The 19,294-nt window shown below is 52.1% G+C and carries 17 protein-coding genes; 14 read left to right on the top strand and 3 right to left on the bottom strand.

What is annotated here, in order from left to right; all coding sequences use genetic code 11:
* Positions 1-61 precede the first annotated feature (61 nt).
* The 5 genes from H573_RS0105555 to H573_RS17175 all read left to right on the top strand — a co-directional run bounded on the left by H573_RS0105555 (position 62) and on the right by H573_RS17175 (position 8,243).
* On the top strand, positions 62-1,633 hold the full coding sequence (locus tag H573_RS0105555) for a type I restriction-modification system subunit M (RefSeq protein ID WP_027873396.1): 1,572 nt from the start codon (positions 62-64) through the stop codon (positions 1,631-1,633).
* On the top strand, positions 1,630-2,853 hold the full coding sequence (locus H573_RS0105550; RefSeq protein ID WP_027873395.1) for a restriction endonuclease subunit S: 1,224 nt from the start codon (positions 1,630-1,632) through the stop codon (positions 2,851-2,853). The genes H573_RS0105555 and H573_RS0105550 overlap by 4 nt, the downstream gene beginning before the upstream one ends.
* 1 nt (position 2,854) lies before the next feature.
* Positions 2,855-4,030 carry an ATP-binding protein gene (locus H573_RS0105545; protein WP_027873394.1) on the top strand — a complete coding sequence of 392 codons (1,176 nt, stop codon included), beginning with the start codon at positions 2,855-2,857 and terminating at the stop codon, positions 4,028-4,030.
* Positions 4,023-7,124, top strand: a complete 3,102-nt coding sequence (locus H573_RS0105540; RefSeq protein ID WP_027873393.1) for an HsdR family type I site-specific deoxyribonuclease — start codon at positions 4,023-4,025, stop codon at positions 7,122-7,124. Before H573_RS0105545 ends, H573_RS0105540 begins: the two co-directional genes overlap by 8 nt.
* A 210-nt stretch (positions 7,125-7,334) precedes the next feature.
* Positions 7,335-8,243, top strand: coding sequence for a LysR family transcriptional regulator (locus H573_RS17175; protein WP_036255774.1), 909 nt, complete (start codon positions 7,335-7,337; stop codon positions 8,241-8,243).
* Between the two features lie 7 nt (positions 8,244-8,250).
* On the opposite strand, the gene H573_RS0105530 is transcribed toward H573_RS17175, so the two are convergent.
* Together H573_RS0105530 and H573_RS0105525 are read right to left on the bottom strand one after the other, a co-directional pair.
* The gene (locus tag H573_RS0105530) at positions 8,251-8,565 is read right to left on the bottom strand and encodes a hypothetical protein (protein ID WP_154653841.1); all 315 of its coding nucleotides are present in this window, start codon (positions 8,563-8,565) and stop codon (positions 8,251-8,253) included.
* Between the two features lie 156 nt (positions 8,566-8,721).
* The gene (locus H573_RS0105525) at positions 8,722-10,068 is read right to left on the bottom strand and encodes an MATE family efflux transporter (RefSeq protein WP_027873391.1); all 1,347 of its coding nucleotides are present in this window, start codon (positions 10,066-10,068) and stop codon (positions 8,722-8,724) included.
* Between the two features lie 467 nt (positions 10,069-10,535).
* Here H573_RS0105525 and coxB point away from each other — a divergent pair, with 467 nt between their 5' ends.
* The 4 genes from coxB to H573_RS0105505 are packed head-to-tail and all read left to right on the top strand — an operon-like array spanning position 10,536 to position 14,868.
* Positions 10,536-11,699 (top strand): cytochrome c oxidase subunit II, encoded by a 1,164-nt coding sequence (gene coxB / locus H573_RS0105520; RefSeq protein ID WP_027873390.1) that lies wholly within the window; start codon positions 10,536-10,538, stop codon positions 11,697-11,699.
* A gap of 11 nt (positions 11,700-11,710) precedes the next feature.
* Positions 11,711-13,267, top strand: a complete 1,557-nt coding sequence (gene ctaD / locus H573_RS0105515; RefSeq protein WP_027873389.1) for a cytochrome c oxidase subunit I — start codon at positions 11,711-11,713, stop codon at positions 13,265-13,267.
* A 14-nt stretch (positions 13,268-13,281) separates the two neighbouring features.
* On the top strand, positions 13,282-13,848 hold the full coding sequence (locus H573_RS0105510) for a cytochrome c oxidase assembly protein (RefSeq protein ID WP_027873388.1): 567 nt from the start codon (positions 13,282-13,284) through the stop codon (positions 13,846-13,848).
* A gap of 39 nt (positions 13,849-13,887) precedes the next feature.
* The gene (locus H573_RS0105505) at positions 13,888-14,868 is read left to right on the top strand and encodes a cytochrome c oxidase subunit 3 (protein ID WP_027873387.1); all 981 of its coding nucleotides are present in this window, start codon (positions 13,888-13,890) and stop codon (positions 14,866-14,868) included.
* An 84-nt stretch (positions 14,869-14,952) separates the two neighbouring features.
* Here the strand turns inward: H573_RS0105505 and H573_RS0105500 are convergent, their stop codons facing one another.
* Positions 14,953-15,195 (bottom strand): DUF2909 domain-containing protein, encoded by a 243-nt coding sequence (locus H573_RS0105500; RefSeq protein WP_027873386.1) that lies wholly within the window; start codon positions 15,193-15,195, stop codon positions 14,953-14,955.
* A 50-nt stretch (positions 15,196-15,245) separates the two neighbouring features.
* Here H573_RS0105500 and H573_RS0105495 point away from each other — a divergent pair, with 50 nt between their 5' ends.
* From H573_RS0105495 to H573_RS0105475, 5 genes are read left to right on the top strand one after another with little or no spacing between them, the layout of a single operon-like run.
* On the top strand, positions 15,246-15,989 hold the full coding sequence (locus H573_RS0105495) for an SURF1 family protein (protein ID WP_051171037.1): 744 nt from the start codon (positions 15,246-15,248) through the stop codon (positions 15,987-15,989).
* Positions 15,986-16,603: a hypothetical protein gene (locus tag H573_RS0105490; RefSeq protein ID WP_036255773.1), complete on the top strand. Its 618-nt coding sequence runs from the start codon at positions 15,986-15,988 to the stop codon at positions 16,601-16,603. Before H573_RS0105495 ends, H573_RS0105490 begins: the two co-directional genes overlap by 4 nt.
* 41 nt (positions 16,604-16,644) lie before the next feature.
* Positions 16,645-17,694 carry a COX15/CtaA family protein gene (locus H573_RS17170; protein ID WP_051171036.1) on the top strand — a complete coding sequence of 350 codons (1,050 nt, stop codon included), beginning with the start codon at positions 16,645-16,647 and terminating at the stop codon, positions 17,692-17,694.
* The gene (gene cyoE / locus H573_RS0105480; protein ID WP_027873383.1) at positions 17,691-18,629 is read left to right on the top strand and encodes a heme o synthase; all 939 of its coding nucleotides are present in this window, start codon (positions 17,691-17,693) and stop codon (positions 18,627-18,629) included. Before H573_RS17170 ends, cyoE begins: the two co-directional genes overlap by 4 nt.
* Positions 18,622-19,284, top strand: a complete 663-nt coding sequence (locus H573_RS0105475) for an SCO family protein (protein WP_027873382.1) — start codon at positions 18,622-18,624, stop codon at positions 19,282-19,284. Before cyoE ends, H573_RS0105475 begins: the two co-directional genes overlap by 8 nt.
* The last annotated feature ends 10 nt before the right edge of the window (positions 19,285-19,294 follow it).

The following is a 19,294-nucleotide window of genomic DNA, read 5'->3' as shown; positions in this document are numbered from 1 at the left end:
GCGAGCCGCGCGGGTGCATTCCGTATACAAATACTAGCTAAGAAGTGATAGGAATATTCGAATGACAAGTAACCAACAACGTGCTGCCCTGCAACGCCAGATCTGGGCCATTGCCAACGATGTACGCGGCGCGGTCGACGGCTGGGATTTCAAACAGTACGTACTCGGCACCCTCTTCTACCGTTTTATTAGTGAAAATTTCTGTGCCTACATTGAAGGGGGCGATGACAGCGTAAATTATGCTGAATTACCCGACAGTGTGATTACTCCAGAGATCAAAGACGACGCTATCAAAACCAAAGGCTATTTCATTGCGCCTAGCCAGTTGTTTACTAATGTTGCGAAAAACGCGCACAGCAATGAAAGCCTGAATACCGACCTGGCCTCGATCTTTTCTGCTATTGAGGCTTCGGCCAATGGTTACCCCTCTGAGGGCGATATCAAAGGTCTGTTTGCCGATTTCGACACAACGAGTAACCGCTTGGGCAATACCGTGAAGGCCAAGAACGAGCGCTTGGCAGCAGTGCTTAAAGGTGTAGCCGAGCTTAATTTTGGCGACAGCCACGATGGCGCCTTTGAGAGTAACCAGATTGACCTATTTGGTGATGCCTACGAATTCCTGATATCCAACTACGCTGCCAACGCGGGAAAATCCGGCGGTGAGTTCTTTACCCCGCAGCACGTCTCAAAGCTAATTGCGTTGCTGGCGATTCATGGCCAGGCCAGCATTAACAAGCTATACGACCCGGCATGCGGCTCAGGCTCACTGTTGATGCAGGCCAGAAAACACATCGACATCCACCGCATTGAAGAAGGTTATTTCGGCCAGGAAATCAACCACACCACCTACAACCTGGCGCGCATGAACATGTTTTTGCACAATATCAACTACGATAAGTTCGATATTAAGCTGGGCAATACACTGATCGACCCACAATTTGGCGACCAGAAACCATTTGACGCGATTGTTTCCAATCCGCCCTATTCGGTGAAATGGATCGGCAGCGACGACCCAACGTTGATCAACGACGAGCGCTTTGCTCCAGCCGGTGTATTGGCGCCCAAATCCAAAGCCGACTTTGCCTTTGTACTGCATGCGCTCAGTTATCTGTCCAGCAAAGGCCGTGCGGCGATTGTTTGCTTCCCCGGTATCTTTTATCGCGGTGGTGCCGAGCAGAAAATCAGAAAGTATCTGGTGGATAACAACTACGTCGAAACGGTGATCTCACTGGCGCCCAACCTGTTCTTTGGCACCACCATCGCGGTCAACATTTTGGTGTTGGCGAAAAACAAAACCAGCACCGATACACAGTTTATTGATGCCAGTGGCCTGTTTAAAAAAGAAACCAATAACAACATCCTCACCGATGCCCATATCCAGCAGATCATGGAGGTGTTTGATAGCAAGGAGAATGTCGATCATCTCGCCAGATCAGTTCCCTTTGATGAGGTTGCTGGCAACGATTACAACCTGTCGGTGAGCAGTTATGTCGAAGCTGAAGACACCCGCGAAGTGGTGGACATCACCAAGCTGAATGCCGACCTGAAAACCACTGTCGCCAAAATCACCCAGCTGCGCCAAGACATTGATGCGATTGTGGCGGAGATTGAACGCGAGGAGCAGGGCGCATGAGCGATTTAAATTATTTGGAAAAACTGCTAGATGGGGTCGAGGCGGAGTGGAGACCACTTTCCGATGTGGCCGAATATGTCCGAGGTCTGACTTATAGTAAAGCCAATGAGAGTAGCGATGGATCAGGCTACAAGGTTCTGAGAGCAAATAACATTACGCTTTCCGGCAGCACCATTAATTTCGATGATGTAAAAATTGTGACGCATGAAACCAAAGTAAAGGCTTCTCAAAAACTGTATAAGAACGATATTTTGATAAGTGCCGCAAGCGGCAGTCGAGAGCATGTCGGAAAAGTCGCCTTTATCAATTCAGACATCGACTTCTATTTTGGCGGATTCATGGGGGTTGTTAGGTGCCTTCCTGGTATCAGCCCGCGATTTTTGTTCCATGTGCTCACAAGCGGAATTTTCCAAAAATACCTCGATGAAATGCTTAATAGCTCGACCATAAATAATTTAAGCTCATCGGTAATGAATGATTTCCAAATCCCCATACCCTGCCCAGATAACCCCAAAAAATCGCTGGAAATCCAGGCCGAAATCGTCCGTATTCTGGACGCATTTACCGCCATGACCGCCGAGCTGACCGCCGAGCTTAACCTGCGCAAAAAACAATACAACCACTACCGCGACCAGTTGTTGAGTTTTGAAGAAGGGGAAGTGGAGTGGAAGACGTTGGGGGAGCTGGCCGAGAACCTCGATTCAAAAAGAAAGCCAATCACGAGCGGCTTGAGGGAAGCAGGAAGTATTCCGTATTACGGTGCGTCTGGCATTGTCGATTACGTTAAAGACTATATCTTCGATGGCGATTTTTTGCTCGTTTCTGAAGATGGTGCAAACCTATTGGCGCGAAATACACCAATAGCATTTAGTATCAGCGGCAAAACCTGGGTTAACAATCATGCCCATGTGCTTAAATTCGAGACCTATGCAGAGAGAAGATACGTTGAGTATTACCTGAATAGTATTGATTTGACGCCTTATATTTCTGGTGCTGCGCAACCGAAGCTGAACAAGAAAAACTTGGAAAGCATCCGTATACCAAACCCTTCGCCAACAGAAAAAGATCGAATCGTTTCAATCCTCGACAAATTCGATGCGCTAACCAGTTCCATTACAGAAGGTTTGCCCCGCGAAATCGAGCTGCGCCAACAGCAATATGAGTATTACCGCGATTTACTGTTGAGTTTCCCAAAGCCTGATGCCGAGGTGGCAGCCTAATATGAGCAAGACGCTGACGGAGATTGCGGAGCAGTTAAATGTGCCAAGAACGGTGAGGAAAAAGAAGAGCGCTGAAGTCGAAATGGTCACGCAAGTTCCTAAAGTACAGCTGATTTATGCTTTCAACGGAACGGGAAAAACCCGTCTTTCTCGTGAGTTCAAGCAGCTGATTGCACCCAAAGATAATGGCGAGGATGACGAAGCCATTTCGCCACGGGAGAAAATCCTCTACTACAACGCCTTCACCGAAGATCTCTTTTATTGGGATAACGATTTAGAATCCGATGCGGCCCCTAAGCTGAAAATTCAGCCGAATACCTATACCGACTGGTTGCTAACGCTGCTGAAAGACTTGGGACAAGATGCGAATATTGTTAAGTACTTCCAACACTTCGCCAATGACAAGTTAACCCCCCATTTCAGTGAAGACTATGCCGAGGTCACCTTTACGCTGGAGCGAGGTGATGACAAAGGCACCGAGCCTCTGAAAATATCCAAAGGCGAAGAAAGTAACTTTATCTGGAGTGTTTTCTACACGTTACTGGATCAAGTGATCACAGTCCTTAATGTGGCGGAGCCAGAGAACCGTGAAACAAACCAGTTTGATCAGCTGGACTATGTATTCATTGATGACCCAGTGAGCTCATTGGATGAAAATCACCTGATCGAACTGGCCGTCAACTTGGCTGGGCTCATTAAGTCCAGCAAGTCTAATTTGAAGTTCATTATCACTACCCACAGCCCGCTCTTTTATAACGTGCTCTACAACGAGCTAAACAGCAAAGCGTGTTATTTATTAGAACGGTTTGAAGATGGCTCCTTTGCACTGCTGGATAAACACGGCGATTCCAATAAGAGCTTCTCTTATCATCTGTATTTGAAGCAGACACTGGAAAAAGCCATCGCCGACAACACGGTGCAAAAGTACCATTTCACGCTGTTGCGGAACCTGTATGAAAAGACAGCGAGCTTTCTGGGCTATCCAAAATGGTCAGAACTCTTGCCCGATGACAAGCAGGCGTATTTAAACCGCATTATTCAATTTACCAGTCATTCAACATTGTCGAATGAAGTCGTCGCCGAACCCAGTGGGCCTGAAAAGAACACAGTAGGCTTGCTACTGAACCACTTGGTCAGAAATTACGGCTTTTGGCAGCAGGAAGAACAAAATGGTTGATTACACCAAGCCCATCGCCGAGTCGAACCGTTTCATCGTACTCGATAAATACACTCAGGAATGGAAGGTGGCCGAAAGCTACCAGAGCGAAGGTGACCTGGAGCGCGAGCTAATTCAGGATTTGGTCAATCAAGGATATGAATACTTGCCTGCGCTGAATAATCCGGAAGCCATGCTGGCCAATGTGCGGGTGCAACTGCAATCCCTTAACGGCGTTGAATTTTTAGAGGGTGAGTGGAAGCGCTTTGTCGAAACTTATCTGGATAAGCCCAGCGATACCATTATCGATAAAACTCGAAAGATTCACGATGACTATATCCACGACTTTGTGTTTGACGATGGTCGCATCAAAAACATTTATCTGGTGGATAAAAAGAACATCGCCCGCAACAAGGTGCAGGTGATCAAGCAGTTTGAGCAAGCCGGCAGCCATGCCAATCGCTACGATGTCACCATTCTGGTGAATGGTTTGCCGTTGGTACAAATCGAGCTGAAGAAGCGCGGTGTGGCCATTCGTGAAGCCTTTAACCAAGTACACCGATACAGCAAAGAGAGCTTTAACAGTGAACATTCACTGTATAAGTACTTGCAGTTGTTTGTGATCTCTAACGGAACCGATAGCCGCTACTTCGCCAACACCACCCAGCGCAACAAAAACAGCTTCGACTTCACCATGAACTGGGCGAAGGCCGATAACAGCCTGATTAAAGACCTGAAAGACTTTACCGCCACCTTCTTCCAGAAGAACACCTTGCTGAATGTGCTGCTGCATTACTCGGTATTTGATGTGAGCGATACGCTGCTCGTGATGCGCCCCTATCAGATAGCGGCCACCGAACGCATTTTGTGGAAGATAAAAAGCTCGTTTGAGGCGAAGAACTGGAGCAACCCCGAAAGCGGCGGCTTTATCTGGCATACCACAGGCAGCGGTAAAACTCTGACCAGCTTTAAAGCAGCTCGCCTGGCCACCGAGCTGGAGTTTGTCGATAAGGTGTTTTTTGTGGTCGACCGTAAAGACCTCGACTACCAGACCATGAAGGAATACCAGCGCTTCTCACCCGACAGCGTGAATGGTTCAGATAGCACCGCTGGCCTCAAGCGTAATATCGAAAAAGACGACAACAAGATTATCGTCACCACCATTCAAAAGCTCAACAACCTGATGAAGAGCGAAGGTGATCTGGCTATATACCACAAGCAGGTGGTGTTTATCTTTGATGAGTGCCATCGCAGCCAGTTTGGTGAGGCGCAAAAGAACCTGAATAAGAAGTTCAAACGTTTCTACCAGTTTGGCTTTACCGGCACGCCTATCTTCCCGCAAAACGCCTTGGGTGCAGAAACCACCGCCAGCGTGTTTGGCCGTGAGCTGCATTCCTATGTGATTACCGATGCCATCCGTGATGAGAAGGTGCTCAAATTTAAGGTGGATTACAACGACGTTCGCCCGCAGTTTAAGGCTATTGAAACGGAACAGGATGAGAAAAAACTAACCGCGGCGGAAAACAAAGAGGCACTACAGCACCCCGACCGCATCCGGGAAATATCCCAATATATTCTGAATAACTTTCGTCAGAAGACCCATCGCTTGCAGGCAAACGCCAAGGGATTTAACGCCATGTTTGCGGTCAGCAGCGTGGATGCGGCCAAGCTTTACTACGAATCGCTCAACACGTTGCAAGCGAGCAGCGACAAACCTCTGAAAATTGCCACCATCTTCTCCTTTGCTGCCAATGAAGAGCAGGACGCCATTGGGGATATTGCCGATGAGAGTTTTGAAGTGTCGGCGATGAACAGTAGCGCCAAAGAGTTTTTAAGCGCTGCCATTGGTGACTATAATGCTTTCTTTAAAACCAATTTTAGTGTGGACAGCAACGGCTTCCAGAATTACTACCGCGACCTGGCCAAGCGGGTTAAAAGTAAAGAGATCGACCTGCTGATTGTGGTGGGCATGTTCCTTACTGGCTTCGATGCGCCAACACTGAATACCCTGTTTGTCGATAAAAACCTGCGCTACCACGGTTTAATGCAAGCCTACTCGCGCACCAATCGTATTTATGACGCCACCAAAACCTTTGGCAACATCGTCACCTTCCGTGATTTGGAAATGGCCACGGTAGATGCCATTACCTTGTTTGGCGATAAAAACACCAAAAACGTGGTGCTGGAAAAAAGTTATAAAGAATACATGGAAGGCTTTACCGATGTCGTCACAGGTCAGGCGCGACGCGGGTTTATGGAGGTGGTCAGTGAACTAGAGCAAAAATTTCCAGACCCAAGCGCCATTGAAAAGGAATCCGACAAGAAAGAATTCGCCAAGCTGTTTGGCGAATACCTGCGGGTTGAAAACATCCTGCAAAACTACGACGAGTTTGCCAGTTTGAAGGCGCTACAAAACGTGGATATGAACGACCCGGAAGTCGTTGAAGCCTTTAAAGCCGAGCACTATCTGGATGATGAAAAGCTCGCTGAGCTGCAAACCATCCGCTTACCTGACGAGCGTAAGGTTCAGGATTATCGTTCGACCTACAACGACATTCGCGACTGGCAGCGCCGCCAGAAGTCAGCCGACGAAAAAGAGAAATCCAGCATCGACTGGGATGATGTGGTGTTCGAGGTGGATCTGCTCAAATCGCAGGAGATTAACCTAGATTACATTCTGGAGCTGATCTTCGAGCACAATAAAAAGAACAAGAGTAAGGCCGACCTGGTGGACGAAGTGCGCCGAGTCATTCGCGCTAGCATAGGCAACCGTGCCAAAGAAAGCCTGGTGGTGGATTTTATCAACCAAACCGATCTGGATCAGATAGGTGACAAAGCCAGCGTTATTGAAGCCTTTTTCGCCTTCGCTCAAGTGGAGCAGCAACGCGAAGTTGAAGAGCTGATCAATGCAGAAAGCCTGAATGCGGAGGAAGCCCGGCGCTACATCACGACATCCCTCAAGCGGGAGTATGCCAGCGATGCTGGAACAGAGCTAAATGCCATCTTGCCCAAAATGAGCCCGCTAAACCCCCAGTACCTAGCGAGGAAGCAGGGTGTTTTCCAAAAGATCGCTGCATTTGTAGAGAAGTTTAAAGGGGTCGGCGGAAAAGTTTAACGCTTTCTCCATTGTGCTATGAGCCGCTCTTAATAAGAATTATTCCTATGCGCAACTGCGCATAAATCCGCCATTCTCAAAAGCAACGCGTTTCGACAGGTGCCTCCCGTTGCTGAGTGTGGTGAGTTGCGATGGGAGTAGTTAACTATTGATTTAATTGTTTAAAAAGCGCAATTTTAGCGGCTAAACAATCGAATAAGTTGATGTGTTATGCGCGGACCTCGGACGAATCTCGACCAATGGCACTGTTTTATGGCGGTGGTGGATGAAGGGAGCTACTCCAAAGCGGCGGAAAAATTACACAAGAGTCAGTCGGCCGTTACGTATGCGATTCAAAAGCTTGAAGAGCAACTGGCGGTCGCCCTGTTTGAAATAAAGGGTCGTAAAGCCGAGTTGACCGACGCCGGACAGCTTTTTTACCGCCGCGGCCGCGCCCTGCTCGATGAGGCATTGCGAGTGGAGGCATCTGCAGTAACCCTCGCCCAGGGTTGGGAGCCACAGCTGCGGATTGTCAGCGACGCGTTGTTTCCGCAATCCGCCATGTTGGATTGCCTTGAGCGGCTGGCTGTCGAATGCCCGGAAACGCGCCTGGAGTGCGTGGAAACGGTGCTCAGTGGCGCCGAGGAAGCATTGCTCGAGCAGCGATGTGACCTGGCGATCACGGGCATTGTTCCGCCGGGCTTTTTGGGCGACCCGCTGTTGAGAGTCCGGTTCATTGCCGTCGCTCACCGCGACCATGCCCTGCACCAGCTTGACCGGGCGCTGAGCTACCAAGATCTGCGTGCCCATCGCCAGATTGTGGTGCGCGACTCCGGGGCGCGACGCCGCAGGGACTCCGGGTGGCTCGAGGCTGCGCAGCGCTTGACGGTGAGTCGAATCGATTTTTCAGTGCAAGCCGTTTGCCGGGGGGTAGGCTTTGCTTGGCTGCCTGAAGTTGTGATTCAAGAACCACTCAACAGTGGATTACTCAAGCCGCTGCCGCTAAACGAGGGCCGCGAGCGCTTCGCCGAACTCTTCATTGTATTGCCAGAGCGGGAGTTGGCAGGCCCCGCAGCGCGGCGGGCCGAGGCGTTGATAAAAAACACCGCGGCCGCTTTGACCTGCGATCGCCAACGCTGATGCGCAATTAGTTCGCTGCGATGATCTGGGTGTTGTGGCGTTGAGCTAGTGCATTGAAGGCGCTGGCGTAATCCTCAAGGCGATCAACGGCATAGTTATAGACAAACGGGTCGGAGCCTGTGCAAGACTCGAGACGCGTACTGGCGCTGGTCAAATACGTATCAACGCTATCGCGCAATTCTGCCAAGCGCTCCAGATTGTTGGTATCGCTAGCGGGCAGCGCTGGCGCGCCCATTATCGCGGCCAAGGCGCAGGCCGCTTGGCTTCCCGCTGAAAAAGTCGCTAGGCTGATAAAGAGAGCAACGAGAGGGAAAACTTTCATTTCAAAAACCTCAAAATACGGGCATGTCGGTTGGAAGGCATGCTACCAAACGAAACAAATTTTGTAACAGTGGTTACGACCGGTTTTTCTGTTTGGATGAGGTTTTGTTGATTTATCACAAAAAGTTAATGAACTTCAGTAAATGTGCTTGCATCTTTATCGGAATGAAGTGTTACTGCTGGGTGTGCTGTGCTTCCAGCGTTTTTCTGAGAATAACCAGAAGAAACACGCGGCCAGCGTCAGGCCGCGTGTGGCATTGAAGGCAGCAAAGGCCAGCCAGAGGCCGTGGTTGCCCCAGGCCGTGCATGCCCACCACAGTGGCAGGTACACAACAAATACGCTGAACAGCATGCAGTACTGCATGGCGCCGGTGCGCAGCGCCCCGATAAAAATGCCGTCGTAACAATAACTGGCCACGCTTAGCAGTGGCAGCGCGATCAGCCAGGGGTAGTAGTGGTTGGCGGTGGCCTGAACATCAGCGATGCTGGTCATCAGTGACAGGATGAGTGGTTTGCCGGTGGCGAGGATCAGGCTCGCCGCCAAGGCGGAATACAATGACCAGCGGCCACAGGTTTTACAAACTTCCAGAAAGACGCCCCTGTCGGCCTGTTTGTAAGCGCGGCCGGCTAGCGCTTCTGCCGCATGGGCAAAGCCGTCCATACCGTAGGCGGCGGCCAGTGCGAGCTGCATTAAAATTGTGTTGGCCGCCAAAATCACTTCGCCGTGTTTGGCTCCCTGGGCGGTAAAGAAGCTGAAACTGAATAATAGTGCGGCGGTGCGAACAAGAATTTGTGCATTGGCGCTAAGCAGGCGCCGCATCGGTATGCCTCTTTGCAGGCTATTGAGCCGGCCCCGGCGTATGGCGCTACCAAGGGGTTGTCGAACGGCATAGAGGCCGAGGGTGAAGCCAGCGTATTCACTGGTTGCGCTGGCGATTGCGGCGCCCTCACTGGCCATGTTCAGGCCGACAATTAGCAGCAAATCCAAAAATATGTTCAGGGTGTTGGTAAACAGTGCGATTGCCAGTGGCCAGCGTGCTTGCTGTTGCCCGAGTAACCAGCCGGTGATCGCGTAACTGGCAAGCACGGCCGGCGCGCTAACTAGGCGGATCTGTAAATAGCTGTCGGCCAATGGCCGCAAATGGCCCTCTGCATTCATTAAGGTCAGGCCGGGCGACCGCAATGCTGGCGATATCAGCCAAACTGCGCTGCCGAGTGCGAGGCCGAGTAGCAGGGCTTTGATCAGCAGGCTGTCGCTATGTTCAAGGCTCTGAGCGCTGGCTCCGGTGGTGCCCATGCGCAGGAAGCCGAAGGTCCAGTAGCACAGAGACAGAATGCTCGCACCAATCGCCACGGCGCTGAGGTGGCTGCTGTCTGCAAGGTGGCCAAGTACGGCGGTGTCGACCAGGCCGAGCAGTGGCACGGAAAGGTTGGCGAGGATCATTGGCCAGGCTAGGGACCAAATTTTTGCATTCAAGGGAGTGGCTGTGGGGGTGTTGGGCATGTTTCTGGCATCTCGGCGTTGCCGCAAGTGTAATCGGCTGACGCGGATGTGCACAGCTGCGGTGCGCCTCGCCGTATATTTTTTAAACGGCGCGGCTTTTCTCATTGCCTATATCTAGTGGTATGCGCTGAGTAATAATGCTCTAACTGGTATATTTTCACTGACTACGCGCAAATTTGGCGGTGTGGCGGGCAGGTGCTCTGATGTTTCGTAGTAGCCTTGCTGGTTTCTTCAGGTTTATAATTGCGGCGTTTTGTCGCACCCAAAGCTAATTCGGTGTGGGCAAGCGCGCAATTTCGGGGGGAGTGACGTTGCTTGGCGGTGGGCCAGGGCAGCGTTTTTTGCGTCCGTATAGCTATTCTGACCGTGAGTTCGCAACTGCGTTCCATATATAAGAAAGCGTCTAGCGTGTCTGCCTGTCGTCGATCGGCGAAGGGATTCTTATAACTTATACGGAGACACGGGAGATGTATCAACAAGCGAAACGGCTGTATAAGCTGGCGCTTTGTCCTGTGCTGATGCTGCTGAGCCTGCTTAGTACTGGCGCATGGGCGACGGAGGGTAACCCCCAGCGTTGGCAAACAAATATGACGCCAGGCGTTACCGAGGTCGGTGCCAAAATCTACGACCTGCACATGTTTGTATTTTGGGTGTGTGTGGTAGTCGGTATCATCGTTTTTGGCGTGATGTTCTACTCGGTCTTTGCTTATCGCAAAGAGCGTCATGAAGAGCCAGCCACTTTCCACGAAAACACTAAGCTGGAAATCGCATGGACGGTCGTGCCATTCCTGCTGTTGATCGTTATGGCTGTGCCTGCGACCAGCACCCTGATCGAAATTTATGACACCGATGACGCAGAGCTCGACGTTCTGATCACCGGCTATCAGTGGAAGTGGAAGTACGAGTACATTAATCCCGAAGGCGACAATGTTAGCTTCTTCTCTAACCTGCTGACTGACAAAGCTGAAATCGGTAACAACGAAGCCAAGGGTTCGAACTACTTGATCGAAGTAGATGAGCCGCTGGTGATTCCGGTTGATACCAAAGTTCGCTTCCTCGTCACCGCAAACGACGTGCTGCATGCCTGGTGGGTACCTGCACTGGCCGTTAAGCGTGATGCGATTCCGGGCTTCATCAACGAGGCGTGGACCAAGCCGACTGAAACCGGCGTATACCGCGGGCAATGTGCCGAGCTGTGTGGTCGCGATCACGGCTTTATGCCGATCGTTGTCAACGTTGTTGAAGAGCCTGAATACAAAGCGTGGATGGCGACTAAGCAAGCTGAGGCCGCTGAGATCAAAAAGCTGATGGCGCAAACCTTCTCTATGGATGAGCTGGTTGAGCGCGGCAAGGGCATTTACAACCGCTCTTGTATGGCTTGTCACGGTGCCAACGGTGAAGGCGGTGTGGGTAAACCCATTGCCAATAGCCCTATTGCTACCGGCGAAGTTACAGCGCACATCGATGTGCTGGTTAACGGCGTCCCAGGTTCTGCGATGCAGGCCTTTGGTGGTCAGCTGAACGACGTCGACTTGGCGGCGGTCGTTACCTATACCCGTAATGCCTTTGGCAACAACATGGGTGACAAGGTACAGCCGATCGATGTGTATAACTTCAAGAAAGGTCAGTAGGAGGATTCACCATGGGTGCTCACGGACCTGCTAAAGGTTTGACCCGGTGGTTAACCACCACCAACCACAAAGACATCGGCTCGATGTACTTGTGGTTCAGTTTCGCTATGTTCCTGCTTGGCGGCTCGTTCGCCATGATTATTCGAGCAGAGCTGTTCCAACCCGGTTTGCAAATTGTTGAGCCGGAGTTCTTCAACCAGATGACCACCATGCACGGCCTGGTCATGGTATTCGGCGCCATTATGCCGGCCTTCGTCGGTTTGGCGAACTGGATGATTCCAATGATGATCGGCGCGCCAGATATGGCACTGCCGCGTATGAACAACTGGTCCTTCTGGATCCTGCCGCCCACATTCCTGTTGTTGGCGTCTACGTTGTTCATGGAAGGTGGCGGACCTAACTTCGGTTGGACATTCTACGCGCCGCTGTCGACGACCTATGCGCCACCGAGCGTGACCTTCTTCATTTTCGCCGTACACGCGATGGGTATCTCGTCCATTATGGGCTCGATCAACATTATCGCTACGGTTGTGAACATGCGCGCGCCTGGCATGACCTACATGAAAATGCCGATGTTCGTGTGGACGTGGTTGATCACTGCTTTCTTGCTGGTGGCGGTAATGCCCGTACTGGCCGGCGCAGTTACCATGATGTTGATGGATATTCACTTCGGCACCAGCTTCTTCTCAGCAGCGGGTGGCGGTGATCCGGTTTTGTTCCAGCACGTGTTCTGGTTCTTCGGTCACCCCGAGGTATACATCATCATTCTGCCTGCCTTTGGTGTGGTGTCTGAGGTTATCCCAACCTTCTCGCGCAAGCCCCTGTTCGGCTATGCATCGATGGTTTACGCGACGGCCTCTATCGCCTTCCTGTCGTTCATCGTGTGGGCTCACCACATGTACACAGTAGGTCTGCCGATTGCTGGTGAGCTGTTCTTTATGTACGCCACTATGCTGATCGCAGTACCAACAGCGGCGAAGGTGTTCAACTGGATTACCACGATGTTCAAGGGGTCTATTACCCTTGAAACGCCGATGCTGTTCGCTATCGCCAAGGTGTTCCTGTTCACCGTGGGTGGTTTCTCTGGTCTGATGTTGGCGATTGCGCCGGCTGACTTCCAATACCACGATAGCTATTTCGTTGTTGCTCACTTCCACTACACCATGGTGGCAGGTGCGATCTTTGCTCTGTCTTCTGCCGTGTACTACTGGCTGCCTAAGTGGACTGGCAAGATGTACAACGAGACCATGGGTAAAGTGCACTTCTGGGTGTCATTCATCGGTTTCAACCTGACCTTCTTCCCGCAGCATTTCGTGGGCTTGGCAGGTATGCCGCGTCGTATCCCTGACTACAACCTGATGTTTGCTGACTTCAACATGATGTCGTCTATCGGTGCATTCATCTATGGCTCTAGCCAGCTGTTGTTCCTGTTCAACATTGTTCGGACCATCACGCACGGCAAGCCGGTCAACGACGACAAAGTTTGGGATGGTGCAACCACTCTGGAGTGGACCGTACCTAGCCCGGCGCCTTACCATACTTTCAGTACACCACCGGAAGTTAAGTAAGAGGAGTCGGTACCATGGCAAATGCAACGCAGCGTAACGTTATTCAAACCACTGGTAAGTTGCTGGTGCTTGTTGTCGCGATGTTTGCCTTTGCCATGTGGGTGATGCCACCACTTTACAATGCGCTTTGTGAGGTGTTGGGTATCAACGGCAAAACAGGTGGCCGCTATGAAGTGGTCGACAGTGCGGTTGACGAAAGCCGCACTGTTAAAGTGCAGTTTGTCGCGCAAAATAACGAGCTGATGCCTTGGGAGTTTGGCCCGAATACCAGTCAGGTAGAGGTTCATCCCGGAGAGCCTGCGATGGTGACGTTCTACGCCAAGAACACCCAGAGCCACTATATGGTATCGCAGACCATTCCCAGCATCGTGCCCTCGCGTGCGGCAGAGTACTTTCATAAGACCGAGTGCTTCTGTTTTAACCAGCAACCGCTGGATGCCGGCAAAGAAGCCGATATGCCGTTGCGTTTTATTGTCGACCGGGATCTGCCCAAAGACATACACGTAATCACCCTTTCCTACACGATTTTTGACGTAACCGAGATGGCCGCAAAGCAGGATTCTGTCGCGGCGTCTAAATAGAAAGAGATTTTTCTCAAGCGAGAAAACGGAGAATTAATCATGGCGGGTCAAAGCAATGCCGGGCACGAAACCTATTACGTGCCGGAGAAAAGTAGCCTTGCTATCAACGCAACTATCGGTTTGGTAGCTTCGGTTTATGGCGCGGCCAGCGTAATTAACGACGCCAGCTATCGCCCCGGCGAAGAAACCAACTCTAGTTTTATCCTGTTTGCAGGTTTGGCGTATTTCGCCGCCACCCTGTGGGTATGGTTCGCAACCACTATTCGTGAAAACCGCCAGGGCATGAACAGTGCTCAGCTCAAGCACTCTTACGTGATTGGCATGCAGTGGTTTATCTTCTCGGAAGTGATGTTCTTTGCAGCCTTCTTTGGCGCCCTGTTCTACATTCGCAACCTGGCTGGCCCATGGTTGGCGGGCGAAGGCGATGGCGCGATGAACACGCTGCTGTGGCCTGGCTTTGAGTACAGCTGGCCGCTAATGGAAACGCCTCAGGACGCCGTTGGTGGTGTTTCCGGTCAGGCGGCTGCGGGGCACCTGGCGAACAATGGTGAATTTACCGGTGCCGAGAAGCACCTGTCGTTCCCCGGGTTCGCTAACATCGGCCACTGGTTGCCGCTGTACAACACCATCATCCTGCTGACCTCCAGCTTCACTTGCCACATTGCTCACATGGGCATCAAAGAGAACAACCGCAAGAAGTTTAACCTGTGGTTGTTCATTACTGTGGCGCTGGGTGCGATCTTCCTGTACTTGCAGTACATGGAATACCACGAAGCCTTGTTTGAATATGGCATCAAGCTGAACAGCGGTGTTTACGGCACAACGTTCTTCATGTTGACCGGCTTCCACGGCTTCCATGTGGCGATGGGTACCGTCATGCTGTTGATCCAGTGGCTGCGTTCAACAAGCAAGGGGCATTTCACGGCCGACGATCAGTTTGGCTTTGAAGCGTCGTCTTGGTACTGGCACTTTGTAGACGTGGTATGGGTATTCCTGTTCCTGTTTGTCTATATCTTGTAAGTAGCGTTTAGTGACGCCGAAAACGGCCGGATACGTGAGTTTGCATGGCAAATAGGCGTTTCCGGCCGTTTTTTTATGTGGTGCTTAGCGTGTGGCGCGGCCGTCATCCAGGTAGCGCTGATCCCAGGGAGCCTTTGAGCCAAGTTGGCCGGTATACACCCCGTAAAATAGAAAGCCCATCAGCAGCGTCGCAATCGCGAGGCGTACGCTCAGTGACTGCCAGGTGCGCATCGTCGTGCCCCGGTCTTTAAATAGAAAAAACAGGCCACTGAACAGGCTGAAACACAGTGCAATAAATAGCACTACAATGACGACTTTTAACCACATTAGAACTCTCCCATAGCGTTTGCCGCAGTATACACAATCGGAATCTCGACATGCCTCACACGCGCACGCCTTTGCAATGGTCGCTCGACTGGAAGTCTTTGATCGTTATCTTGTTGGCCCTGCCCCTGACGATACGGTTGGGCTTTTGGCAGCTGCAGCGTGCCGACGAGAAGCAACAGCTATTGGCAGCCGCTCAGGAGCGTCGACAACAAGCCGCAGTGGATATCGCCGCGCTTGACGACTACCCGAATTACCGTCCGGTTTTTGCCCTGGGACAATTTGACACCCAACGATACTGGTTATTGGACAATCGAATCAGGCAGGGGCAATTCGGTTATGAGATAATCGCGCTCCTGAATTTGGCTGATGGACGTAAAGTTCTTGTCGAACGGGGCTGGATTGCTGCTGATCCGAGCCGCCAAACCTTGCCGCAGATTACGTGGCCTGAGGGCAAGCTTCGTCTACAGGGTGAGCTATACAAATCGCTGGAAGAGCCGTTCAGCTTAGGAGAAGAGTCGCCGACAACGTGGCCGCGGCGCCAACAGTGGTTCGATGCCGATGAGGTCGCGCAGGAAATAGATGGTGTAATACCGACGGTAATGCGCCTGAGTGAACGCAGCCCGGCTGCGCTACGTACAGATCGTGTGCTGATAAATGTTTCGCCACAAAAGCACCACGGCTATGCCGTGCAGTGGTTTGCGATGGCGGCGATGTTGGCGGTGATATTTTTGATTCGCAACAGCAATGTGCTGGCGGTAATTAAACAGCGTTTAAAACAAGAGGGAAAATCATGACGTCGGAGCTGCCTTCAGGTAGTAAAAAGCAGGTTGCGCTAATTCTTGCCATTCCGGTGCTGGTTATTGCCGTGTCCAGCGTAATGTTTTTGTTGGCGCAAAAGCGAGTATTGGATTTTGGCACGGTCAATCGCGGTAGCTTAATTCAACCGCCGGTGCAGCTTAGCGAATTAACGCCGACCCGCGTTGATGGCAGCGAATACCTGTTTGACACCGCCGAGTCGCGTTGGGTGTTTATGGTTGTCGGTGGTCGCGAGTGCCAGGGCGCTTGCGAGCGCATGCTGTATTTAACGCGGCAGACACATGTGGCCTTGGGCAAGAAAACGGACCGGGTCGAGCGCGTCTACCTTGCTACTGAAGGCCCGTTGTCGCCACAGCTTCGCGATTTTATCGAACAAGAGCACAGTGACATCACAGTAGTAAATGTTGATGGTAGTCGCTTCCTCAAGGCCTTTTCGGCATTGCCGACTTCGCCACTGGACAAGCACAGCTTCTACGTTGTCGATCCGCTGGGGTGGGTGATGATGGTCTACCGTGCGGAGGATACCACCACGGAAACGTTAACAACCCTGGGCAAGGACGTGCTCAAAGACATGCGCCGCTTGCTTAAGTAGTGCGGTGCTGGCGAATACAAAACAGATTGGTAGAGAGATAGATGACGCTGTTTAATAGTCCCGATTTGCGTAAGCCCGGATTTCGTCTGGCATTCAGTGCCTGCTTGGTTGCCATTATTGTGTTGGGCATGGGGGTGTTTACCCGTTTGGCTGACGCCGGCTTGGGTTGCCCCGATTGGCCGGGTTGCTATGGTCACGTGTTATGGCCGACCGAAGACCACGAAGTTGCTCGCGCGAATGAAGCCTACCCGGAAATGCCAGTGGAGCACGACAAGACCTGGCCGGAGATGGTGCACCGTTATTTAGCGACGAGCCTGGGATTGTTCACCATTGGCATCCTAGTGTTTGCGCTGCGCAACCGTGGCCCAGAGCAGCCCCTGAAACTGCCGGTTTTTCTGCTGGCCTTCATCATCTTGCAGGGCATGTTCGGCATGTGGACGGTGACGCTGAAACTGTGGCCGCAAGTGGTCACTGCCCACCTGCTGGGCGGTTTCACAACCATCAGTTTATTGTGGCTGCTTACCCTGCGATTAAATAATCAGCGCTGGCAATTGCCTGCTATTGTTGAGCCAAAGCTGACCGCACTGCGGCCTTTGGTTGTTGTCGGGCTGCTGATTGTTGTCGGCCAAATCGCGCTCGGTGGCTGGACCACTTCCAATTACGCCGACATTGCCTGCCCCGACTTTCCGCGCTGCCAGGGTGCGTGGTTGCCGCCGATGGACTTTGCCAACGGCTTTAATATCGCTCAGCAGGTTGGGCCGAACTACCTCGGTGGCGTGCTGGACAACGACGCGCGGGTGGCCATCCATGTCAGCCATCGCATCGGCGCGCTCATAACGAGCCTGTACTTGCTGTTTTTGTTTGTGAAACTGCGCGGCTTGGCGACGGCGCCTGCGAAACGTCTGTCGGTGGTAATGCTTGCCGTGCTCGTTGCCCAGGTGCTTTTGGGTATTAGCAATATAGTATTTAACTTCCCCATTGCTGTGGCGGTGACGCATAACCTAGTCGGCGCGCTACTGTTATTGGTAATGGTGACAATGAATTATTGCGTGTTTACCGCAACGGTAAACCGTGGGGGTGTACGAGTATGAGCCGGGAAAATGTCGCCGAGGCCGAGCCGCAATCGTCGGCGGTGAGTTGGCGCGATTACTACGAGCTGTGTAAGCCGAATGTCGTCTTTCTCATGCTGCTGACATCGATCATCGGTATGTTTATGGCGGTCCCCGGCATGGTGCCATGGCGGGTGTTGGTGTTTGGCAACCTGGGTATTGGCTTGTGCGCGGCGGCCGCGGCGGCGGTCAATCATTTGGTGGATCGCCGTATCGATCTCATTATGGCGCGCACCCACAACCGTCCGATTGCGCAGGGGCGTTTGAAAACGGTTAATGCGGCGATCTTTGCTGCGGTTCTTGGGGTTGCAGGAATGGCGATCCTGTTAGTTGAGATCAATGCCCTGACGGCTTGGTTGACCCTCGCCTCGCTGCTCGGTTACGCCGTGGTGTATACCCTGTATTTAAAGCGTGCGACACCACAAAATATTGTCATCGGTGGTATTGCTGGTGCGGCGCCGCCGCTACTGGGCTGGACGGCGGTTACCGGTGAGATTCACGGGCATGCTCTGCTGCTGGTGCTGATTATCTTTGTGTGGACGCCGCCACACTTCTGGGCGCTAGCGATCCACCGGCGCGATGATTACGCTAAGGTCGATATCCCCATGCTGCCGGTGACCCACGGCATTGGTTACACCAAATTGCATACCCTGCTCTACACCCTGTTGTTGTTCGTGGTCACGCTGCTACCTTTCGCCACTGGAATGAGCGGCATGTTGTACCTGTTGGGGGCGATCTGTCTGGGTGCCGGCTTTATTTACTGGGCTATCGTGCTGCTGCGCGGCAATGACCCGAAAGCGCCGATGGCGACCTTCAAGTACTCCATTATTTACTTGATGGCCCTGTTTATTGTTATGTTGTTGGACCATTATATGCTGCCCGCAACGATCATTTACGAGGTGTCTGGCTATGAGTGAGGCCGCGGAAGCGACAAATAAGCAGCGGCGCGGCATACGTCTAACAGTTTTAGTTATTCTGCTGATTGCCGGCAGCTTGGTTGCAGGTTTCTTTTACGCCTTCACCAAAGCACGGGTGATGAGCAAGGACGAGCTGCGTGATCAGGGGGCCTACCTCTATGAGAACCCGCGCATGATTCCCGGGTTTAGTTTGCTCGATGAACAGGGGAAAACGCTGACCCCGGAGGCCCTCAAAGGCCAGTGGAATCTGATTTTCTTCGGTTTTACTTACTGCCCTGATATCTGCCCCACCACCCTGGCCCAGCTCAAGCTGCTATATCAGGAGCTGGAACCGGACGTTCAGGCGAACACTCAAATTTGGCTGGCCAGTGTTGATCCGGCCCGGGATACGCCCGAGCAAATGCGCAGCTACTTAGCGTTTTTTCATCCGTCATTTCGCGGGATCACAGGGGATTTTCTCGAGATCCACCGTTTTGCCACGGCGTTGAATATCCCCTTCGCCAAAGTGCCGGGCGGCGGTGACGATTACATGGTGGATCACAGCGCCAACGTTGCCTTAGTCAATCCTCAGGGGCATTCCCTTGGCTTTTTCAGGGCGCCGCTAGACATCAGTAAGATGAAGCGCAGCTTCCTGACGATCCGCGAGCATTATTAGGGTAGAAGCA

This window comes from Neomelitea salexigens DSM 19753 (assembly GCF_000422345.1).
GTDB lineage: Bacteria > Pseudomonadota > Gammaproteobacteria > Pseudomonadales > Spongiibacteraceae > Spongiibacter > Spongiibacter marinus_A.
Note: the sequence above shows the minus strand (reverse complement) of the source record. Positions and strands in the feature narration are given on the sequence as shown.

Bases quoted from the DNA above. Each gene is read 5' to 3' on its own strand.
- cyoE (WP_027873383.1), top strand. From the start codon at position 17,691: ATGAGCCGGGAAAATGTCGCCGAGGCCGAGCCGCAATCGTCGGCGGTG.
- H573_RS0105475 (WP_027873382.1), top strand. From the start codon at position 18,622: ATGAGTGAGGCCGCGGAAGCGACAAATAAGCAGCGGCGCGGCATACGT.
- H573_RS0105490 (WP_036255773.1), top strand. From the start codon at position 15,986: ATGACGTCGGAGCTGCCTTCAGGTAGTAAAAAGCAGGTTGCGCTAATT.
- H573_RS17170 (WP_051171036.1), top strand. From the start codon at position 16,645: ATGACGCTGTTTAATAGTCCCGATTTGCGTAAGCCCGGATTTCGTCTG.
- H573_RS0105545 (WP_027873394.1), top strand. From the start codon at position 2,855: ATGAGCAAGACGCTGACGGAGATTGCGGAGCAGTTAAATGTGCCAAGA.
- coxB (WP_027873390.1), top strand. From the start codon at position 10,536: ATGTATCAACAAGCGAAACGGCTGTATAAGCTGGCGCTTTGTCCTGTG.
- H573_RS0105540 (WP_027873393.1), top strand. From the start codon at position 4,023: ATGGTTGATTACACCAAGCCCATCGCCGAGTCGAACCGTTTCATCGTA.
- H573_RS17175 (WP_036255774.1), top strand. From the start codon at position 7,335: ATGCGCGGACCTCGGACGAATCTCGACCAATGGCACTGTTTTATGGCG.
- H573_RS0105525 (WP_027873391.1), bottom strand. From the start codon at position 10,068: ATGCCCAACACCCCCACAGCCACTCCCTTGAATGCAAAAATTTGGTCC.
- H573_RS0105505 (WP_027873387.1), top strand. From the start codon at position 13,888: ATGGCGGGTCAAAGCAATGCCGGGCACGAAACCTATTACGTGCCGGAG.
- H573_RS0105550 (WP_027873395.1), top strand. From the start codon at position 1,630: ATGAGCGATTTAAATTATTTGGAAAAACTGCTAGATGGGGTCGAGGCG.
- ctaD (WP_027873389.1), top strand. From the start codon at position 11,711: ATGGGTGCTCACGGACCTGCTAAAGGTTTGACCCGGTGGTTAACCACC.
- H573_RS0105530 (WP_154653841.1), bottom strand. From the start codon at position 8,565: ATGAAAGTTTTCCCTCTCGTTGCTCTCTTTATCAGCCTAGCGACTTTT.
- H573_RS0105510 (WP_027873388.1), top strand. From the start codon at position 13,282: ATGGCAAATGCAACGCAGCGTAACGTTATTCAAACCACTGGTAAGTTG.
- H573_RS0105500 (WP_027873386.1), bottom strand. From the start codon at position 15,195: ATGTGGTTAAAAGTCGTCATTGTAGTGCTATTTATTGCACTGTGTTTC.
- H573_RS0105555 (WP_027873396.1), top strand. From the start codon at position 62: ATGACAAGTAACCAACAACGTGCTGCCCTGCAACGCCAGATCTGGGCC.
- H573_RS0105495 (WP_051171037.1), top strand. From the start codon at position 15,246: ATGCCTCACACGCGCACGCCTTTGCAATGGTCGCTCGACTGGAAGTCT.